Origin of the sequence: Paraburkholderia sp. XV, assembly GCF_020177535.1 — a bacterium.
GTDB classification, from domain to species: domain Bacteria; phylum Pseudomonadota; class Gammaproteobacteria; order Burkholderiales; family Burkholderiaceae; genus Paraburkholderia; species Paraburkholderia caribensis.
This window is the reverse complement of sequence record NZ_JAGUUD010000104.1, coordinates 16,008-29,421: the sequence shown is the minus strand read 5'-3', so window position 1 is coordinate 29,421 and position 13,414 is coordinate 16,008. Positions and strand designations below refer to the sequence as shown.

At 64.4% G+C, this 13,414-nt stretch carries 11 protein-coding genes and 1 riboswitch; of the genes, 3 read left to right on the top strand and 8 right to left on the bottom strand.

Annotation, left to right across the window (positions count from 1 at the left end):
- Positions 1 to 94 precede the first annotated feature (94 nt).
- The 6 genes from metF to KFO72_RS33080 all read right to left on the bottom strand — a co-directional run bounded on the left by metF (position 95) and on the right by KFO72_RS33080 (position 5,222).
- Positions 95 to 925: a methylenetetrahydrofolate reductase [NAD(P)H] gene (metF, locus tag KFO72_RS33105; protein WP_054929228.1), complete on the bottom strand. Its 831-nt coding sequence runs from the start codon at positions 923 to 925 to the stop codon at positions 95 to 97.
- A 17-nt stretch (positions 926 to 942) separates the two neighbouring features.
- A complete protein-coding gene (locus KFO72_RS33100) occupies positions 943 to 1,296 on the bottom strand; it encodes a phage holin family protein (protein ID WP_035991550.1) in 354 nt (117 codons plus the stop codon).
- A 170-nt stretch (positions 1,297 to 1,466) separates the two neighbouring features.
- Complete coding sequence (gene ahcY, locus KFO72_RS33095; RefSeq protein ID WP_054929248.1) at positions 1,467 to 2,888, bottom strand: adenosylhomocysteinase; 1,422 nt, start codon at positions 2,886 to 2,888, stop codon at positions 1,467 to 1,469.
- A 31-nt stretch (positions 2,889 to 2,919) separates the two neighbouring features.
- Positions 2,920 to 3,034, bottom strand: a riboswitch (S-adenosyl-L-homocysteine riboswitch).
- 49 nt (positions 3,035 to 3,083) lie between these two features.
- The gene (locus KFO72_RS33090) at positions 3,084 to 3,893 is read right to left on the bottom strand and encodes a glycosyltransferase family 2 protein (RefSeq protein ID WP_225033863.1); all 810 of its coding nucleotides are present in this window, start codon (positions 3,891 to 3,893) and stop codon (positions 3,084 to 3,086) included.
- A 90-nt stretch (positions 3,894 to 3,983) separates the two neighbouring features.
- Complete coding sequence (locus tag KFO72_RS33085; RefSeq protein WP_225033862.1) at positions 3,984 to 4,706, bottom strand: LrgB family protein; 723 nt, start codon at positions 4,704 to 4,706, stop codon at positions 3,984 to 3,986.
- Positions 4,707 to 4,730: 24 nt separating this feature from the next.
- Entirely contained in the window at positions 4,731 to 5,222 is a 492-nt protein-coding gene (locus KFO72_RS33080; RefSeq protein ID WP_054929231.1) for a CidA/LrgA family protein, read from the bottom strand.
- A gap of 114 nt (positions 5,223 to 5,336) precedes the next feature.
- On the opposite strand from KFO72_RS33080, the gene KFO72_RS33075 reads away from it, so the two are divergent.
- Positions 5,337 to 6,296, top strand: coding sequence for a LysR family transcriptional regulator (locus KFO72_RS33075; RefSeq protein WP_054929232.1), 960 nt, complete (start codon positions 5,337 to 5,339; stop codon positions 6,294 to 6,296).
- A gap of 64 nt (positions 6,297 to 6,360) precedes the next feature.
- Here the strand turns inward: KFO72_RS33075 and KFO72_RS33070 are convergent, their stop codons facing one another.
- Complete coding sequence (locus tag KFO72_RS33070; protein WP_225033861.1) at positions 6,361 to 8,145, bottom strand: OmpA family protein; 1,785 nt, start codon at positions 8,143 to 8,145, stop codon at positions 6,361 to 6,363.
- Between the two features lie 181 nt (positions 8,146 to 8,326).
- Positions 8,327 to 9,967, bottom strand: a complete 1,641-nt coding sequence (locus KFO72_RS33065) for a GMC family oxidoreductase (protein WP_225033860.1) — start codon at positions 9,965 to 9,967, stop codon at positions 8,327 to 8,329.
- Between the two features lie 309 nt (positions 9,968 to 10,276).
- Here KFO72_RS33065 and KFO72_RS33060 point away from each other — a divergent pair, with 309 nt between their 5' ends.
- Both KFO72_RS33060 and KFO72_RS33055 read left to right on the top strand, forming a co-directional pair.
- Positions 10,277 to 11,950: an isovaleryl-CoA dehydrogenase gene (locus KFO72_RS33060; RefSeq protein ID WP_225033859.1), complete on the top strand. Its 1,674-nt coding sequence runs from the start codon at positions 10,277 to 10,279 to the stop codon at positions 11,948 to 11,950.
- A 39-nt stretch (positions 11,951 to 11,989) separates the two neighbouring features.
- Entirely contained in the window at positions 11,990 to 13,408 is a 1,419-nt protein-coding gene (locus KFO72_RS33055) for a coniferyl aldehyde dehydrogenase (RefSeq protein WP_225033858.1), read from the top strand.
- Positions 13,409 to 13,414: the final 6 nt, after the last annotated feature.

Below are 13,414 nucleotides of genomic sequence, written 5' to 3'. Positions count from 1 at the left end.
CATGACTTTTACCTCTCATGATATGCCTCGCCCACAAAATGACGGATAGGCCCCCAAAACCGAACCAAAACCGAACCAAAACCAAACCTAAACGTCAGCCCCCCAACCGCTCACAAATAGCCTTCGTCGCACCCGCGCCATTAAGCGTATAAAAATGCAACCCCGGCACCTTCGCCTCAACAAGACGACGACAAAGATCAGCCACCACATCCAGCCCGAACGCGCGAATCGACTCGCGATCATCACCGAAGCTTTCGAGCCGCCGCGCGACCCATCTCGGCACTTCAGCGCCGCACATTTCGGAGAACCGCATCAACTGCGAAAAGTTCGTGATAGGCATGATCCCAGGCACGATCGGCACATCGACGCCGAGCTTACGCGCATCGTCGACGAAGCGGAAATACGCATCAGCATTAAAGAAATATTGCGTGATCGCTGAATTGGCACCCGCCTTCACCTTGCGCGCAAAGTTCTCGAGATCGTGCTTCGGCGAACGCGACTGCGGGTGATACTCGGGATATCCCGCGACTTCGATCCGAAACCAGTCGCCGAATTCGGCACGAATGAAACTCACCAGTTCCGACGCGTAGCGCAGTTCTCCGACCGCACCCATGCCCGACGGCAAATCGCCACGCAACGCGACAATATGACGGATGCCATGCGAGCGATACTCGTTGAGAATCGCTCGCAGGCTTTCCCTCGACGAGCCGATGCACGACAGGTGCGGCGCGGCTTCGAGTCCGTCCTTCGCCATGTCGAGCACCGTGTCGAGCGTGCCCTGCTGGGTCGAACCGCCCGCGCCGAACGTGACGGACACGAACTTGGGCTTGAGCGGCAACAGTTCCGCGCGCGTCGCACGCAGCTTGTCGAGCCCTTCCTGTGTTTTCGGCGGGAAGAATTCGAATGAAAGTTCGATGGGGTTCATGGTTCTGTTGGCACCCGTCAGCCCAGGCCGCGGTTGCCGAAGATGAGCGCGGACAGCAGCCACGAAACGATGCTGTACAGGATCGAGCCGAAGAACGCCGACCAGAATCCCGACACCTCGAAGCCCTTCAGCAGCGACGCGCACAACCAGAAGCACAGCGCATTCACCACCAGAATGAAGAGCCCAAGCGTCAGGATCGTGACGGGCAACGTCAGCAGGATCAGCACCGGCCGCAAGACGGCATTGATGAGCCCCAGCACGAGCGCGACGATCAGCGCAGTGCCGAAACTGCGAATGTGGATCGACGGCACGAGGTAGGTGATGATCAGCAGCGCGAGCGCATTGATCACCCAGGTCAGCAATACAGTCATGAACAGCTCCTGGTCGTCTGTGAGCGTGAAGTCCGGATTGAACTCGAAGGCACGCGAGAAGCATCAGCCCATGCAATGCTTCGCATGGGCCTGTGCTTCGTCCGATGCAACTGCGTGCCGAAGCACGCCGCTGCGTCTGTCATGCCGCCTTTTGCAGTTTGGTTTGCGGCTTAATAACGGTAGTGGTTCGGCTTGAACGGACCGTTCTTGTCGACGCCGATGTACCCAGCCTGTTCCGCCGACAGCTCCGTCAGATTCGCGCCGATGCGCGCCAGGTGCAGGCGCGCGACCTTTTCGTCGAGTTGCTTCGGCAGCACGTAAACCTTGTTCTCGTACTTGGCGCCGTCGACGAACAGTTCGATCTGCGCGAGCGTCTGGTTCGTGAACGAGTTCGACATCACGAACGACGGGTGGCCCGTCGCGCAACCCAGGTTCACGAGGCGGCCTTCAGCCAGCAGGATCACGCGCTTGCCGTCCGGGAAAATGATGTGGTCGACTTGCGGCTTGATGTTTTCCCACTGGTACTGGCGCGTCGACGCAACGTCGATTTCCGAGTCGAAGTGGCCGATGTTGCAGACGATCGCGTTGTTGCGCATCGCCTTCATGTGATCGTGGTTGATCACGTGGTAGTTGCCCGTTGCCGTCACGAAGATGTCGGCCTTGTCAGCCGCGTATTCCATCGTCACGACGCGGTAGCCTTCCATCGCCGCTTGCAGCGCGCAGATCGGATCGATTTCCGTGACCCACACCGTCGCGCCCAGACCGCGCAGCGATTGCGCGCAACCCTTGCCCACGTCGCCGTAACCCGCGACAACCGCGATCTTGCCAGCGATCATCACGTCGGTCGCACGCTTGATGCCGTCGACGAGCGACTCGCGGCAGCCATACAGGTTGTCGAACTTCGACTTCGTGACCGAGTCGTTCACGTTGATCGCGGGGAACGGCAGACGGCCTTCCTTCTCCATCTGATACAGGCGGTGCACGCCCGTGGTCGTTTCTTCCGTGACGCCCTTGATGTGCGCGAGGCGCTTCGAGTACCACGTCGGGTCGATGTCGAGATGCGCAGCAATCGACTTGTACAGCGCGACTTCTTCCTCGTTGGTCGGCTTCGCGATCACCGAGCGATCCTTCTCGGCCTTCGAGCCGAGGATCAACAGCAGCGTTGCGTCGCCGCCGTCGTCGAGAATCATGTTGGCGAACTCACCGTTCGGCCATTCGAAGATGCGGTGCGAGAACTCCCAGTATTCGTCGAGCGATTCGCCCTTGAACGCAAACACGGGCGTGCCGGCCTTCGCGATGGCGGCGGCAGCGTGATCCTGCGTCGAGAAGATGTTGCACGATGCCCAGCGGACGTCAGCGCCCAGCGCGGTCAGCGTCTCGATCAGCACGCCTGTCTGAATGGTCATGTGCAGCGAGCCCGCAATGCGCGCGCCCTTCAGCGGCTGCTGCGTCTTGTACTCTTCGCGGGTTTGCATGAGACCGGGCATTTCGGTCTCGGCGATGGTGAGTTCCTTGCGGCCCCAGTCGGCCAGCGACAGGTCGGCAACAACGAAATCTTTGGAATCTTTGGAATCGTAGACTGCGGCGTTCATCACGCCCTCCTTTCTAAAAATGACTAGAAATTTGACGTGAGCGCCGTTCGATGCGGTTGGTTTGTTGGCGCGGCGCGCGTCCAATCCTTCCGATTGAAAGTCTTCGAGCCTGGCGGGTGAAACCCGTCGCAACGCTCCTCGAAGACGAACGGCGATTGTAGCAAAACGAGATGGCTTGCGGTATGACGATTCAGCTTATGCCGATTGATCCGGCGCTGAATCCGCGCCTGGTTGCGCGCTCAGATGCGGCGCGAGCTCGAGGCCACGCAATTCGTTTATCGCTGCAAACGCGCGGCGCACGAAGCGCCAGGATGCTTCGCGCGTCGAGTTGACGAGTTCGTCCGTCGCTTCCAGCATGCCCATCGAAATGCGGAAATAGCGCTCCGCATGGATGTTCGGGTGATAGTGCATGCGCACGCGCTTGCTGTCGTCGAGCCGCGGATTGCCGAAGATATTCAGCAACGCCAGCGAAAACGCACCGTCCTCGCCGCCATGACGCCGGAACACGTCGTCGAGCGGAAAGCCGTCGAACGCGGCATAGATGGAGCGCCGGATCACGAGGCTGCTCGGCACCGTGTTGCTCAGCGTTGCCGCGTGATTGTGGAACTGCGGATGGCCTGTGATGTCGGCGGGAAAGCCGCAAAACTCGACGTTGAGGCGGATCGAGGGCTGCCCCGGATGATCCTGCAGGAAGGCTGCGGCAGCGGCGAGCGCGTGCGGCATGTATTCGTCGTCGGCGTCGATGAAAGCCAGCAGCGGGTGTAACGCGTGCATCGCGCCCCAGTTTCGCGCGCGTGCCGCGCCACCGTTTTGCGGCATGCGCAGCAGTTCGATCTGCGGGTACTTCTGCGCATATTGCGCAGCGATGTCGGGCGAAGCGTCACGCGAGCCGTCGTCGATCACCAGAATCTGCGCGGCCTCGGGCTGCGCGATGCAACTGTCGAGCGTGCGTGCGAGCGTCTGCTCAGCGTTGTAGCAGGGAATGATGACGGAAATGGGAAGCATCGCCTGGACCGGTCTCTCGAATCAACGACGCCGGCATCATAAAGCGAGCGCGCCGCCGACCATCCCAAATTAGCTGCCGTCCCGGCTACGTCAAAGGGGAAGCATCCCTAACAGCGGCGCGAGCAGCACCATCACGACGCCGGCGATCATCATCGTCAGACTCGCGACGACGCCCTCTTCGCTGCCCAGCTCGCGCGCCTTCGCGGTGCCGACGCCGTGCGCCGCCGCGCCGAACAGCGCGCCGCGTGCAAGCCGTGTGCGCAGCGGCATGAGCGCGAGCACGAGTTCACCGAACAGCATCCCACAGACGCCCGTCGCGATCACGAACAGCGCGGTCAGGTCCTTCGGCGCGTGAATCTTGTCGGAGACGGCGAGCGCGAAAGGCGTCGATACCGAGCGCGTCATCAGGCTGCGCTGCAGTTCCGGCGACAGATGCAGCAGCTTCGACAGCGCGAGCGAGCCGCCCACGGCAACGACGATGCCGACCGTCACGCCAACGGTAAGCGAAATCCAGTGCCGCCGCAGCAGATCGCGGTATTCGTAGATGGGCACCGCGAAGGCGACCGTGGCCGGGCCGAGCAGCCACATCAGCCAGCGCGTGTCCTGAAAATAGACGGCGTACGGAATCCGCGCGATCACGACAATCGCAGCCAGCACGGCGGGCACGGCGAGAAGCGGCGTCAGCCACGGCGACTTGAAGCGCGCATACAGCGCCTTCGACGCGAAATAGAGCGCCACCGTCAGCACGAAACAGCCAGCGGCAATGAGCCGGGAGGCGTCGTCGGCGAAAAGAGACGTGTAGAGGGCGCTCATCGGCGGAACGGTCCGGGACGTGGATTAGAGGAAGTTGCGGCTGACAGGACGACGTTCGCCGGGCGAGCGCTGAACCATCGCGCGGCGCAGCGCAAGACGGCGTTCGAGCCGCGCGGCCTGTTCGACGGCGAATGCGACAGCCACCATCACCATCAGCGTGCCCGCGACCACGACCAGCGCAAGACGCCAGCCGTCCTCGCGGAACAGGCCGCCGTACTGAACTGCCGCAACGGCAGCGGGAATGAAGAACAGCAGCATGTCCGACAGCAGCCAGTCGGCGCCCGCCTTCACCCAGCGCGGCGCGACGCCGCCGCAGAACAGCAGCGCGAGCAACGCGACGAGGCCCACGACGCCGCCCGGCACCGGCAAGCCGAAACGGCGCACGACGCAGTCGGCGACGAACCAGACGCCAGCGATCCCGGCGCTCTGCACGACGATCCGGCCGATCTTCGCGACGGGCGACGTCGCATCGAGGCGGACTGAAGCGGCAAGACGAGCGATCAGCGGCGAGATCATGGCAAACCCTAGGTGACTTTTGGATGAGATTCAGTATAGGGTGCAGTGCAACATAAATATAATGACTTAGAATTATCCGCTTCATTCCAAATTGGAATTCCGAGGGCTACGAATATGGAACTGCGCGCACTCCGCTATTTCGTTGAAGTGGTGCGGCAACAGAGCTTCACCGTGGCAGCCGAGCAGATGTTCGTCACGCAGCCGACCATCAGCAAGATGGTGAAGGCACTGGAGGACGAAACCGGCTCCCCGCTGCTGCTGCGCGACGGCCGGCAAATGGTGCTCACGGATGCCGGACGCATCGTCTATCAGCGCGGCCAGGACGTGCTCGCCGCCTACGCGCAGTTGCAGGCCGAACTGCAAGATCTCGACAAACTCGGGCGCGGCGAGCTGACCATCGGCATTCCGCCGATGGGCGGGTCGCTGTTCACGCCCGCCATCGCCGCGTTCCGCCAGCGCCATCCGAAGATCGAGCTGAAGCTTTTCGAACAGGGCTCGAAGGCCATCGAAGCCGCGCTGATTTCCGGCGAACTGGAACTGGGCGGCGTGCTGCAACCCGTCGACGACATGATCGACGTGCTGCCGATGAGCCGTCAGGTGCTGTGGCTGGTCGCGCGCCAGGGCTCGCGCTGGGACGAGTTGAAGGAAGTGCCGCTCGCCGATCTCGCCAGCGAGCCGTTCGTCTTCTACGGCGAAAGCCTCGCGCTCAACGACGTGGTGCTGACGGCGTGCCGCACGGCCGGTTTCGCGCCGACCATCGTCGGACGCAGCGGGCATTGGGATTTCATGGCGGCGCTGGTGCTGGCGGGCGTCGGCATTGCGCTTCTGCCCGCGCCGTATTGCCGGCGGCTCGACGCGGCGCAATTCACCTGCCGTCCCGTCGTGGCGCCGGAGATTCCGTGGGAAATGGCGATTGGCTGGCGGCGCAACGGTTATCTGTCGCATGCGGCGCGCGCATGGCTGGAGGTGGCGCGCGAAACGCTGCCGGGACTGACCACCGACAACTTCACGCACCCGCTGACCTTCGACGCGCCAGCGCCGGCGCCGGATCGCGCGAAACCGCCGCCGAAATGAAAAAAGCCGCCCGGTTTGCACCGGGCGGCTTCGTGTGCCGCATCTAGGTCCTGTCTGGCGAAGCTTACTTCGCCGGAGTCTGCGCCTGATCCTGCGTCGTCTGAGCTTGCGTCTCGCTGAATTCGATCCGGCGATTCGCGAAGCGTCCGCTTTCCGTCGCGTTGCTCGCCACAGGACGGACGTTGCCGTAGCCATGCGCGACGAGCGCATCGGCGGGCACGCCAGCCTTGACGAGGAAGGCGCGCACGGCGTCCGCGCGTTCCTTCGACAGTTCCAGATTCGCCGATTCGCTGCCGACGTTATCCGAGAAGCCCGCCACTTCGAGCTTCAACGCGTGGCCGCTCGCCGAGCACGACTTGAGGAGTTGCGCGGACTGGTTCAGATCGTCGAGTGCGGACTGCGGCACGTGCGCATCGCGCGAGGCGAAATTGACGACCTGCAGGTTCAGCGTCTTGACGACATCCGCGCTCGCGCACGAGGCGCCCAGCAACTTCGCCGCGTTCCTGAACGATTGCGCGGCGCTCGCAACGGCTTGCGCTGCGTCGAATGCGCTTACCTGGTACGGTGCGCCGAACAGCGATTTCAGCCGGTCGAGCCAGCCCGATTTCGGGTCGGCGGCCGCGCCGCTCAGTTCGACATGCGTGCCGTCGATCTTCACTTCCGCGCCGGGCGTAGACAGTAGCGGCATCAGCGCGTCGATCTGCGCGAGCCAGTCGGCAGGCTTACGGTTTTCGTCGACGGTGATGTCGGCGTTGAAGTTGCCAGCACCGAATTTCTTTGTCAGCGCGTTCAGCAGCGCCGCTTTCTCAGCGACATTCTGAACCGTCGCGGTAAGCGTCGGCTTGCCCTTCGCGTCGACGGCCACGATCAGTTGCGAGTCCTTCGCGACGGCGGGTGCCGCCTGGGCTTCGATCTTACCGGCGGCGCTTGCCGCATCGTCCTGCGGCGCTTGCGCAGCGGGCCGCACATCCGCTTGCTTCGGAACAGCCGGCGCCTCGACCGTCGCCGCGGCGGCACGGTAACCGAGCAAACTGGTCGCCGCCGGGCACAAGGCCAGTGCCATCCACATGAGCATCGCAACGATCGCGCCGATCAGCGCGGACAAGGCGGCGATGCCGAACCAGTGCTTCGCCTTCGGGCCGACATGGCGCACTTCGCGCGCGGACGGCACAACGGAGGTCGCCGTGGTGGACGAAGCGGGTTCGACGGGACCGTGCGCGGCCGTCGGCGCTGGCGCCGCGGCGGGATGTTCGAAATGCGATGAGACGGCGCGCACCTGCGAGCCGATCGTCTGCGCGAAGGCAGCCGCGCCGCCCAGGCCCAGTACGGTCGTGAGGCCGTCGTTCAGAAACGGCGCGATGGTCTGCAACTGCTGGCCGAGCACGGTCGGCAACTGACCGATGTTGCCCCGATGCTCGAGAATGTGGCGCTTGAGCACGCCCAGCAGAATGCTGCCCGCAATGCCCGACACGGCATGCGTCGCGTGCGCAGGCACGCCTGTTTGCATCGACACGGTGTCGCTCAGCCCGTCGATGCGGCGCTCGAACGTATGCTCGAGCAACTGACGCCCCGTCGACGACAGCTGCGTGACACCCGTCGTGCTCGACAACAGGCGCGGCAGCTGTTCGGCGACGTCCGCATTGACTTTCTGACCGAGGATCGTCGCGAACAGCGTACGCGCGCCCTCGAGCGTTGCGCACTTGTTCAGCAGGCCGGCGACGAGCGCGGGCGCGGTGACGTCCATGACTTTCGCCGTCGCTTCCGGCGGCAATCCGAGACAGTTCGACAGTTGTTGAACCACGGCGTCCGGCAACGCCGACCGGACCAGTTGAATCACATTGACACTCATCGATTCGCTTCCCTGAATTTCGAACGCGCGCCCATGCGCCCTTCGTTGGGCCGCGATTATAGGAGCGGGAAAATCTCAGAATTGAAGCGATCAATGATTTCCAAACTTTATCGGAATTCTCTTACGGCGTTCTTTGCGCTTTGTCACAATCGACGGCGTCCAACGCCGCAATCACGGCCTGTCACGTCACGCGCACCGGCTCGCCCGCGAGCGCCTGGCGCGGGGTAGCACGGCGCGTCGCGGCAATGAAATCGGCGGCTCGCTCGCCAATCATCACCGTCGGCGCATTCGTGTTGCCGCCGATCAGCGTCGGCATCACGGATGCATCGACCACGCGCAGACCTGTCACGCCGCGCACGCGCAATTGCGTATCGACGACGGACCGCTCGTCGCCGCCCATCCGGCACGTCGAAACGGGGTGATAGATCGTGTCGGCATGCGCTGCGATCGTCGCGCGCAGTTCGGCGTCGGTCTGGCCATGCCGCGTATAAAGCTCGCGACCGCCGCACAGCGCGAGCGACGGCGCGTCGAGAATCCGCCGCGACAGACGCACGCCTTCGACGAGCAGGTCGAGATCGCGCGGATCGCTGAGAAACGCCGGATCGATCACGGGTGCTTCGCGCGCATCGCTGCTCGCCAGCGTGACAGCGCCGCGGCTATGCGGACGCAGCACGCACACGTGCAGCGAATAGCCGTGCCCCCAATGCATGTGGCGGTTGTGATCGTCGACGAGCGCCGTGCAGAAGTGCAGTTGCAGATCGGGCCGGTCGAGCGTCGGCCGGCTTTTCAGAAAGCCGCCCGCTTCCGCAACGTTGCTCGTCAGCATGCCGCGCCCGCTGCGCCAATACGAGACAAAGCCCGGCACCATCTTCGCGAAGCCGCGCAGCGAAAAGCCGATCGTTTGTGCCGACGACACGCGCTTGTTGATCGTGAAATCGACGTGATCCGTGAGATTGCGCCCGACCTCGGCCGCGTCGTGCAGCACGGGAATGCCGAGCGCACGCAGATGATCGGCGGGACCGATACCCGAGCACATCAGCAGTTGCGGCGAATTGAACGTCCCCGCCGACAGCACGACTTCCGCGCGCGCCTCGATCGTCTCCGTGAGTCCGCCGCGCATCACTTCGACGCCCTTCGCGCGCTTGCCGTCGAACACCACGCGCAACACGGCTGCGTCGGCGATCGTGTGCAGGTTCGGGCGCGCGCGGCCGTAGATATAAGCGCGCGCGACGCTCCAGCGCTGTCCGTCGCGCTGCGTCACCTGATAGAAGCCGACGCCTTCCTGCTGCGGGCCGTTGAAGTCGTCGTTGCGCGGGAAGCCTGCTTCGACGGCAGCGTTCACGAAGCGATGTGAGAACGGATTCTGAAAACGCAGGTTCGACACGCTGAGCGGGCCGTCAGCGCCATGCAGCGCATCGGCGCCGCGCTCGTTGCCCTCGGCGCGGCGGAAATACGGCAGCACGTCGCCGAATGCCCAGCCGTCGCAGCCGAGACGCGCCCAGTCGTCGTAATCGAGCGGATGGCCGCGCGTGTACACCATCGCATTGATCGCGCTCGACCCGCCGAAGCCGCGTCCGCGCGGCTGATAACCGCGCCTGCCGCCGAGGCCGGGTTGCGGCGTCGTCAGATAGCCGTAGTTGGTTTTGCGCCGGAACGGCACGACGGCCGCGACGCCGAGCGGCATGTTGACGAACAGATTGCGCTCGGTGTGCGGCCCGGCTTCGACGAGCGCGATGGTCGCATCGGGACATTGCTCCGCGAGACGCCCGGCGAGCGCACAGCCGCCCGAGCCCGCACCGACGATGACGTAGTCATATTGCATCCGCTCCTCCTGTCGACCGCGCTGAATTGCTGGCGGCATCTGTCTCGTGCACACTTGTCTACGTGTATTTGCTTGCGCATTGTAGGGAGCGCTGGCCGTTCGCGCGCCGCTGGCGCCAGAGCGATCACTCTAAACGGAATCCGCAACGCGCCCCTATGATGAAAGGTGCCGTCCGCGCCCCGCCGCGCGCGCGGACCTCGTTCAAACACGGTCTTTCGCGCGCCGCCGCTTCCGCACCCGGCTCGCGCGCTCCAATAAAACAGCGCCCTGCACGATGGCAGGCGCGCGTGTATCGAATGGAGACATCAGATGGAACGGTTCGGCCCCGGCAACACGCACGAAGTGACCAATCAGGTCCCGCCGCTTGCGAACTACAACCTGTTTTCGAGCGATGCCGCGCTGGCCGCCGCCGTCGGGCGCGAAGGTGCGGCGTGGCATAGCGAGGCGCTCGCGCGCGACGGCGGCGCGCTGACCACACCCGACGTGCTCGCGCTCGCCGATCTGGCGAACCGCCACACGCCCGAACTCGCGAGCTTCAGCCCGCGCGGCGAGCGCATCGACGCGCTCGAGTTTCATCCTGCGTGGCACACATTGCTGAGCCTGCTGCGCCGCGAAGGATTGCACGCGTTGCCATTTTCCGATCCGCAGCCCGGCGCGATGGTCGCGCGCTGCGCGGGCTATTTTCTGCACGCGCAACTCGAATCCGGCTCGCTATGTCCGTTGACCATGACCTTCGCCAGCATTCCCGTGCTGCAACGCGAGCCTGCTCTGTTCGACACGCTGCGCGACAAGCTGTATTCGCGCGAGCACGATCCGCGCGACGCCCCGCTCGACCAGAAAATTTCGATGATGATCGGCATGGGCATGACCGAGAAGCAGGGCGGCTCGGACGTGCGCAGCAACCGCACGCAGGCAATTGCGGAGGCCGGCGGCGGACGCGGCGCGGCGTATCGGCTGGTCGGCCACAAGTGGTTCTTTTCAGCGCCGCAGTGCGACGCGCACCTGGTGCTCGCGCGCACCGACGATCGCGAAGGCCTGTCGTGCTTCTTCGTGCCGCGCTTCGCGCCCGACGGCAGCAAGAACGCCGTGCGCGTGCAGCGCCTGAAGGACAAGCTCGGCAACCGCTCCAACGCCAGCAGCGAGGTCGAATTCTTCGACGCCTACGGCGTGATGATCGGCGACGAAGGACGGGGCGTGCCGACCATCATCGAAATGGCGAACTACACGCGGCTCGACTGTGTGATCGGCAGCGCGGCGCTGATGCGCGCGGCGCTCGTGCAGGCAATCCACCATGCGCGGCATCGCAGTGCATTCGGCAGGCATCTCGCCGATCAGCCGTTGATGCGAAACGTGCTCGCCGACCTGTCGCTCGAAACGGAAGCGGCGACGGTGCTGTTCATGCGCCTCGCGCGTGCTTTCGAAGACACCACGAACGCCCCTGAAGAACGTGCGTGGCGGCGGCTCGTCACGCCCGCCGCGAAGTACTGGGTTTGCAAGCGCACGCTCGAATTCACGGGCGAAACGATGGAAGTCTGGGGCGGCAATGGCTACGTCGAAGAAGGGCCGATGGCGCGCTTCTACCGCGAAGCGCCCGTGAACTCGATCTGGGAAGGCTCGGGCAACGTGATGTGTCTCGACGTATTGCGCGCGATGGAGCGCGAGCCCGATGCCGCGCAGGCCTTACTGGCCGCATGGCGCGACGTGGCGCAAACCCATCCCGCGCTGAACACGGCGCTCGAAGGTCTGCTGCGCGCACTGACGTCCGCACCCGAAACGCGCGAAGCTTCCGCGCGCCGCATCGCGCAGCAGATCGTGCTGATCGCGCAAGGGGTGCTGCTCGCGCAGCATGCGCCCGCCTTCGTCGCCGATGCGTTCATCGCGACGCGGCTGGGCGACGGCTGCGGCGAAAGCGGCCGCGTGTACGGTACGCTGCCCGCCTCGTTCGATCATCAGGCGATCGTCGACCGCGCGTTCACCGGCTGACTGCAAGCAGTACATAACCACATCGGGAGACACAACGAAATGAAAAACGACCGCCCGGACATCGCGGCCCTGGAAGAGCTTCTGCGCGAACAGCGCGCCGCCTGTCTGCGCGCGCCCTATCCGGCATGGGAACAGCGCGCCGCGCATCTGAAAGCATTGCGCGACGTGCTGCTCGACAATCGCGACATGCTCGCCGATGCGATGCACGCCGACTTCGGCAATCGCGCGAAGGAAGAAATCCTGCTGGCCGAATTTCTGCTCGTCAAAGAGGAAATCGACGGCGCGCTGCGTCACGGCAAGCGCTGGATGAAAGCGCAGCGTCGCGCGACCAACAAGTGGCTCCTGCCCGCCCGCGCGAAGGTCGTACCGCAGCCGCTCGGCGTCGTCGGGATCATCGTGCCGTGGAATTATCCTGTGCTGCTGGCGGCCGGCCCGCTCATCAGCGCGCTCACGGCCGGCAATCGCGCGATCATCAAGATGTCGGAACTGACGCCGCGCACCTCGCTGCTGTTCGAACAACTCATCTCGCAGACCTTTACCCGCGATCACGTCGCCGTCGTGAACGGCGACGCCGCGCTCGCGGCGGCATTCAGCGCCCAGCCATTCGATCATCTGCTGTTCACCGGCTCGACCAAGGTCGGCCATGAAGTGATGCGCGCCGCCGCCGCGCATCTGACGCCCGTGACGCTCGAACTCGGCGGCAAGTCGCCAGCCATCGTCGGATTGCAGGCGCGCTTCGACTACGCCGTCGACAGCATCGTCGCGGGCAAGACGCTCAACGCGGGGCAAACCTGCATCGCGCCGGACTACGTGCTCGTGCCGCGCGGCAAGGAACAGGCGTTCATCGAGCGGGCGCGCTCGCGCATGGCGCGGCTCTATCCGGATTTCGCGCGCAACCCCGACTACACGTCGATCATTTCGCCGCGTCATTTCGAGCGCCTGCAACGGCTCGCCGACGAAGCACGCGAACAGGGCGCGCAACTGCACCCGCTCACCGATGCCGCGCCCGATGCGAGCGTGCGCCGCTTTCCGCTCGTCGCCGTGACGCAAGCGCCCGACACGTCCACGCTGATGCAGGAAGAGATTTTCGGGCCGTTACTGCCCGTGATTCCCTACGATTCGCTCGACGACGCCATCGCCTATATCAACGCGCGTCCTCGACCGTTGTCGCTCTATCTGTACGACGACGACAAGGCGGCGATCGCGCGCGTCACGCATGAAACGATCGCGGGCGGCATGTCCGTCAACGAAACGCTGATGCATCTCGCGTGCGAAAGCCTGCCGTTCGGGGGCGTCGGCGCAAGCGGAATGGGCGCGTATCACGGGTACGAAGGCTTCGTCACATTCTCGAAGATGAAGCCGGTATTGACGCAAGCGCGCTTCAATGCGCGCGGCCTGATCGCGCCGCCGTACGGCAGGCGCGTACGGGCGCTGCTCAGCTTGATGATGCGGTTCTGACGCCGG

What these genes read in the sequence shown, in the direction of transcription:
- metF (WP_054929228.1), bottom strand. Translation starts at nt 925, where the DNA reads ATGAACCCCATCGAACTTTCATTCGAATTCTTCCCGCCGAAAACACAG.
- KFO72_RS33100 (WP_035991550.1), bottom strand. Translation starts at nt 1,296, where the DNA reads ATGACTGTATTGCTGACCTGGGTGATCAATGCGCTCGCGCTGCTGATC.
- ahcY (WP_054929248.1), bottom strand. Translation starts at nt 2,888, where the DNA reads ATGAACGCCGCAGTCTACGATTCCAAAGATTCCAAAGATTTCGTTGTT.
- KFO72_RS33090 (WP_225033863.1), bottom strand. Translation starts at nt 3,893, where the DNA reads ATGCTTCCCATTTCCGTCATCATTCCCTGCTACAACGCTGAGCAGACG.
- KFO72_RS33085 (WP_225033862.1), bottom strand. Translation starts at nt 4,706, where the DNA reads ATGAGCGCCCTCTACACGTCTCTTTTCGCCGACGACGCCTCCCGGCTC.
- KFO72_RS33080 (WP_054929231.1), bottom strand. Translation starts at nt 5,222, where the DNA reads ATGATCTCGCCGCTGATCGCTCGTCTTGCCGCTTCAGTCCGCCTCGAT.
- KFO72_RS33075 (WP_054929232.1), top strand. Translation starts at nt 5,337, where the DNA reads ATGGAACTGCGCGCACTCCGCTATTTCGTTGAAGTGGTGCGGCAACAG.
- KFO72_RS33070 (WP_225033861.1), bottom strand. Translation starts at nt 8,145, where the DNA reads ATGAGTGTCAATGTGATTCAACTGGTCCGGTCGGCGTTGCCGGACGCC.
- KFO72_RS33065 (WP_225033860.1), bottom strand. Translation starts at nt 9,967, where the DNA reads ATGCAATATGACTACGTCATCGTCGGTGCGGGCTCGGGCGGCTGTGCG.
- KFO72_RS33060 (WP_225033859.1), top strand. Translation starts at nt 10,277, where the DNA reads ATGGAACGGTTCGGCCCCGGCAACACGCACGAAGTGACCAATCAGGTC.
- KFO72_RS33055 (WP_225033858.1), top strand. Translation starts at nt 11,990, where the DNA reads ATGAAAAACGACCGCCCGGACATCGCGGCCCTGGAAGAGCTTCTGCGC.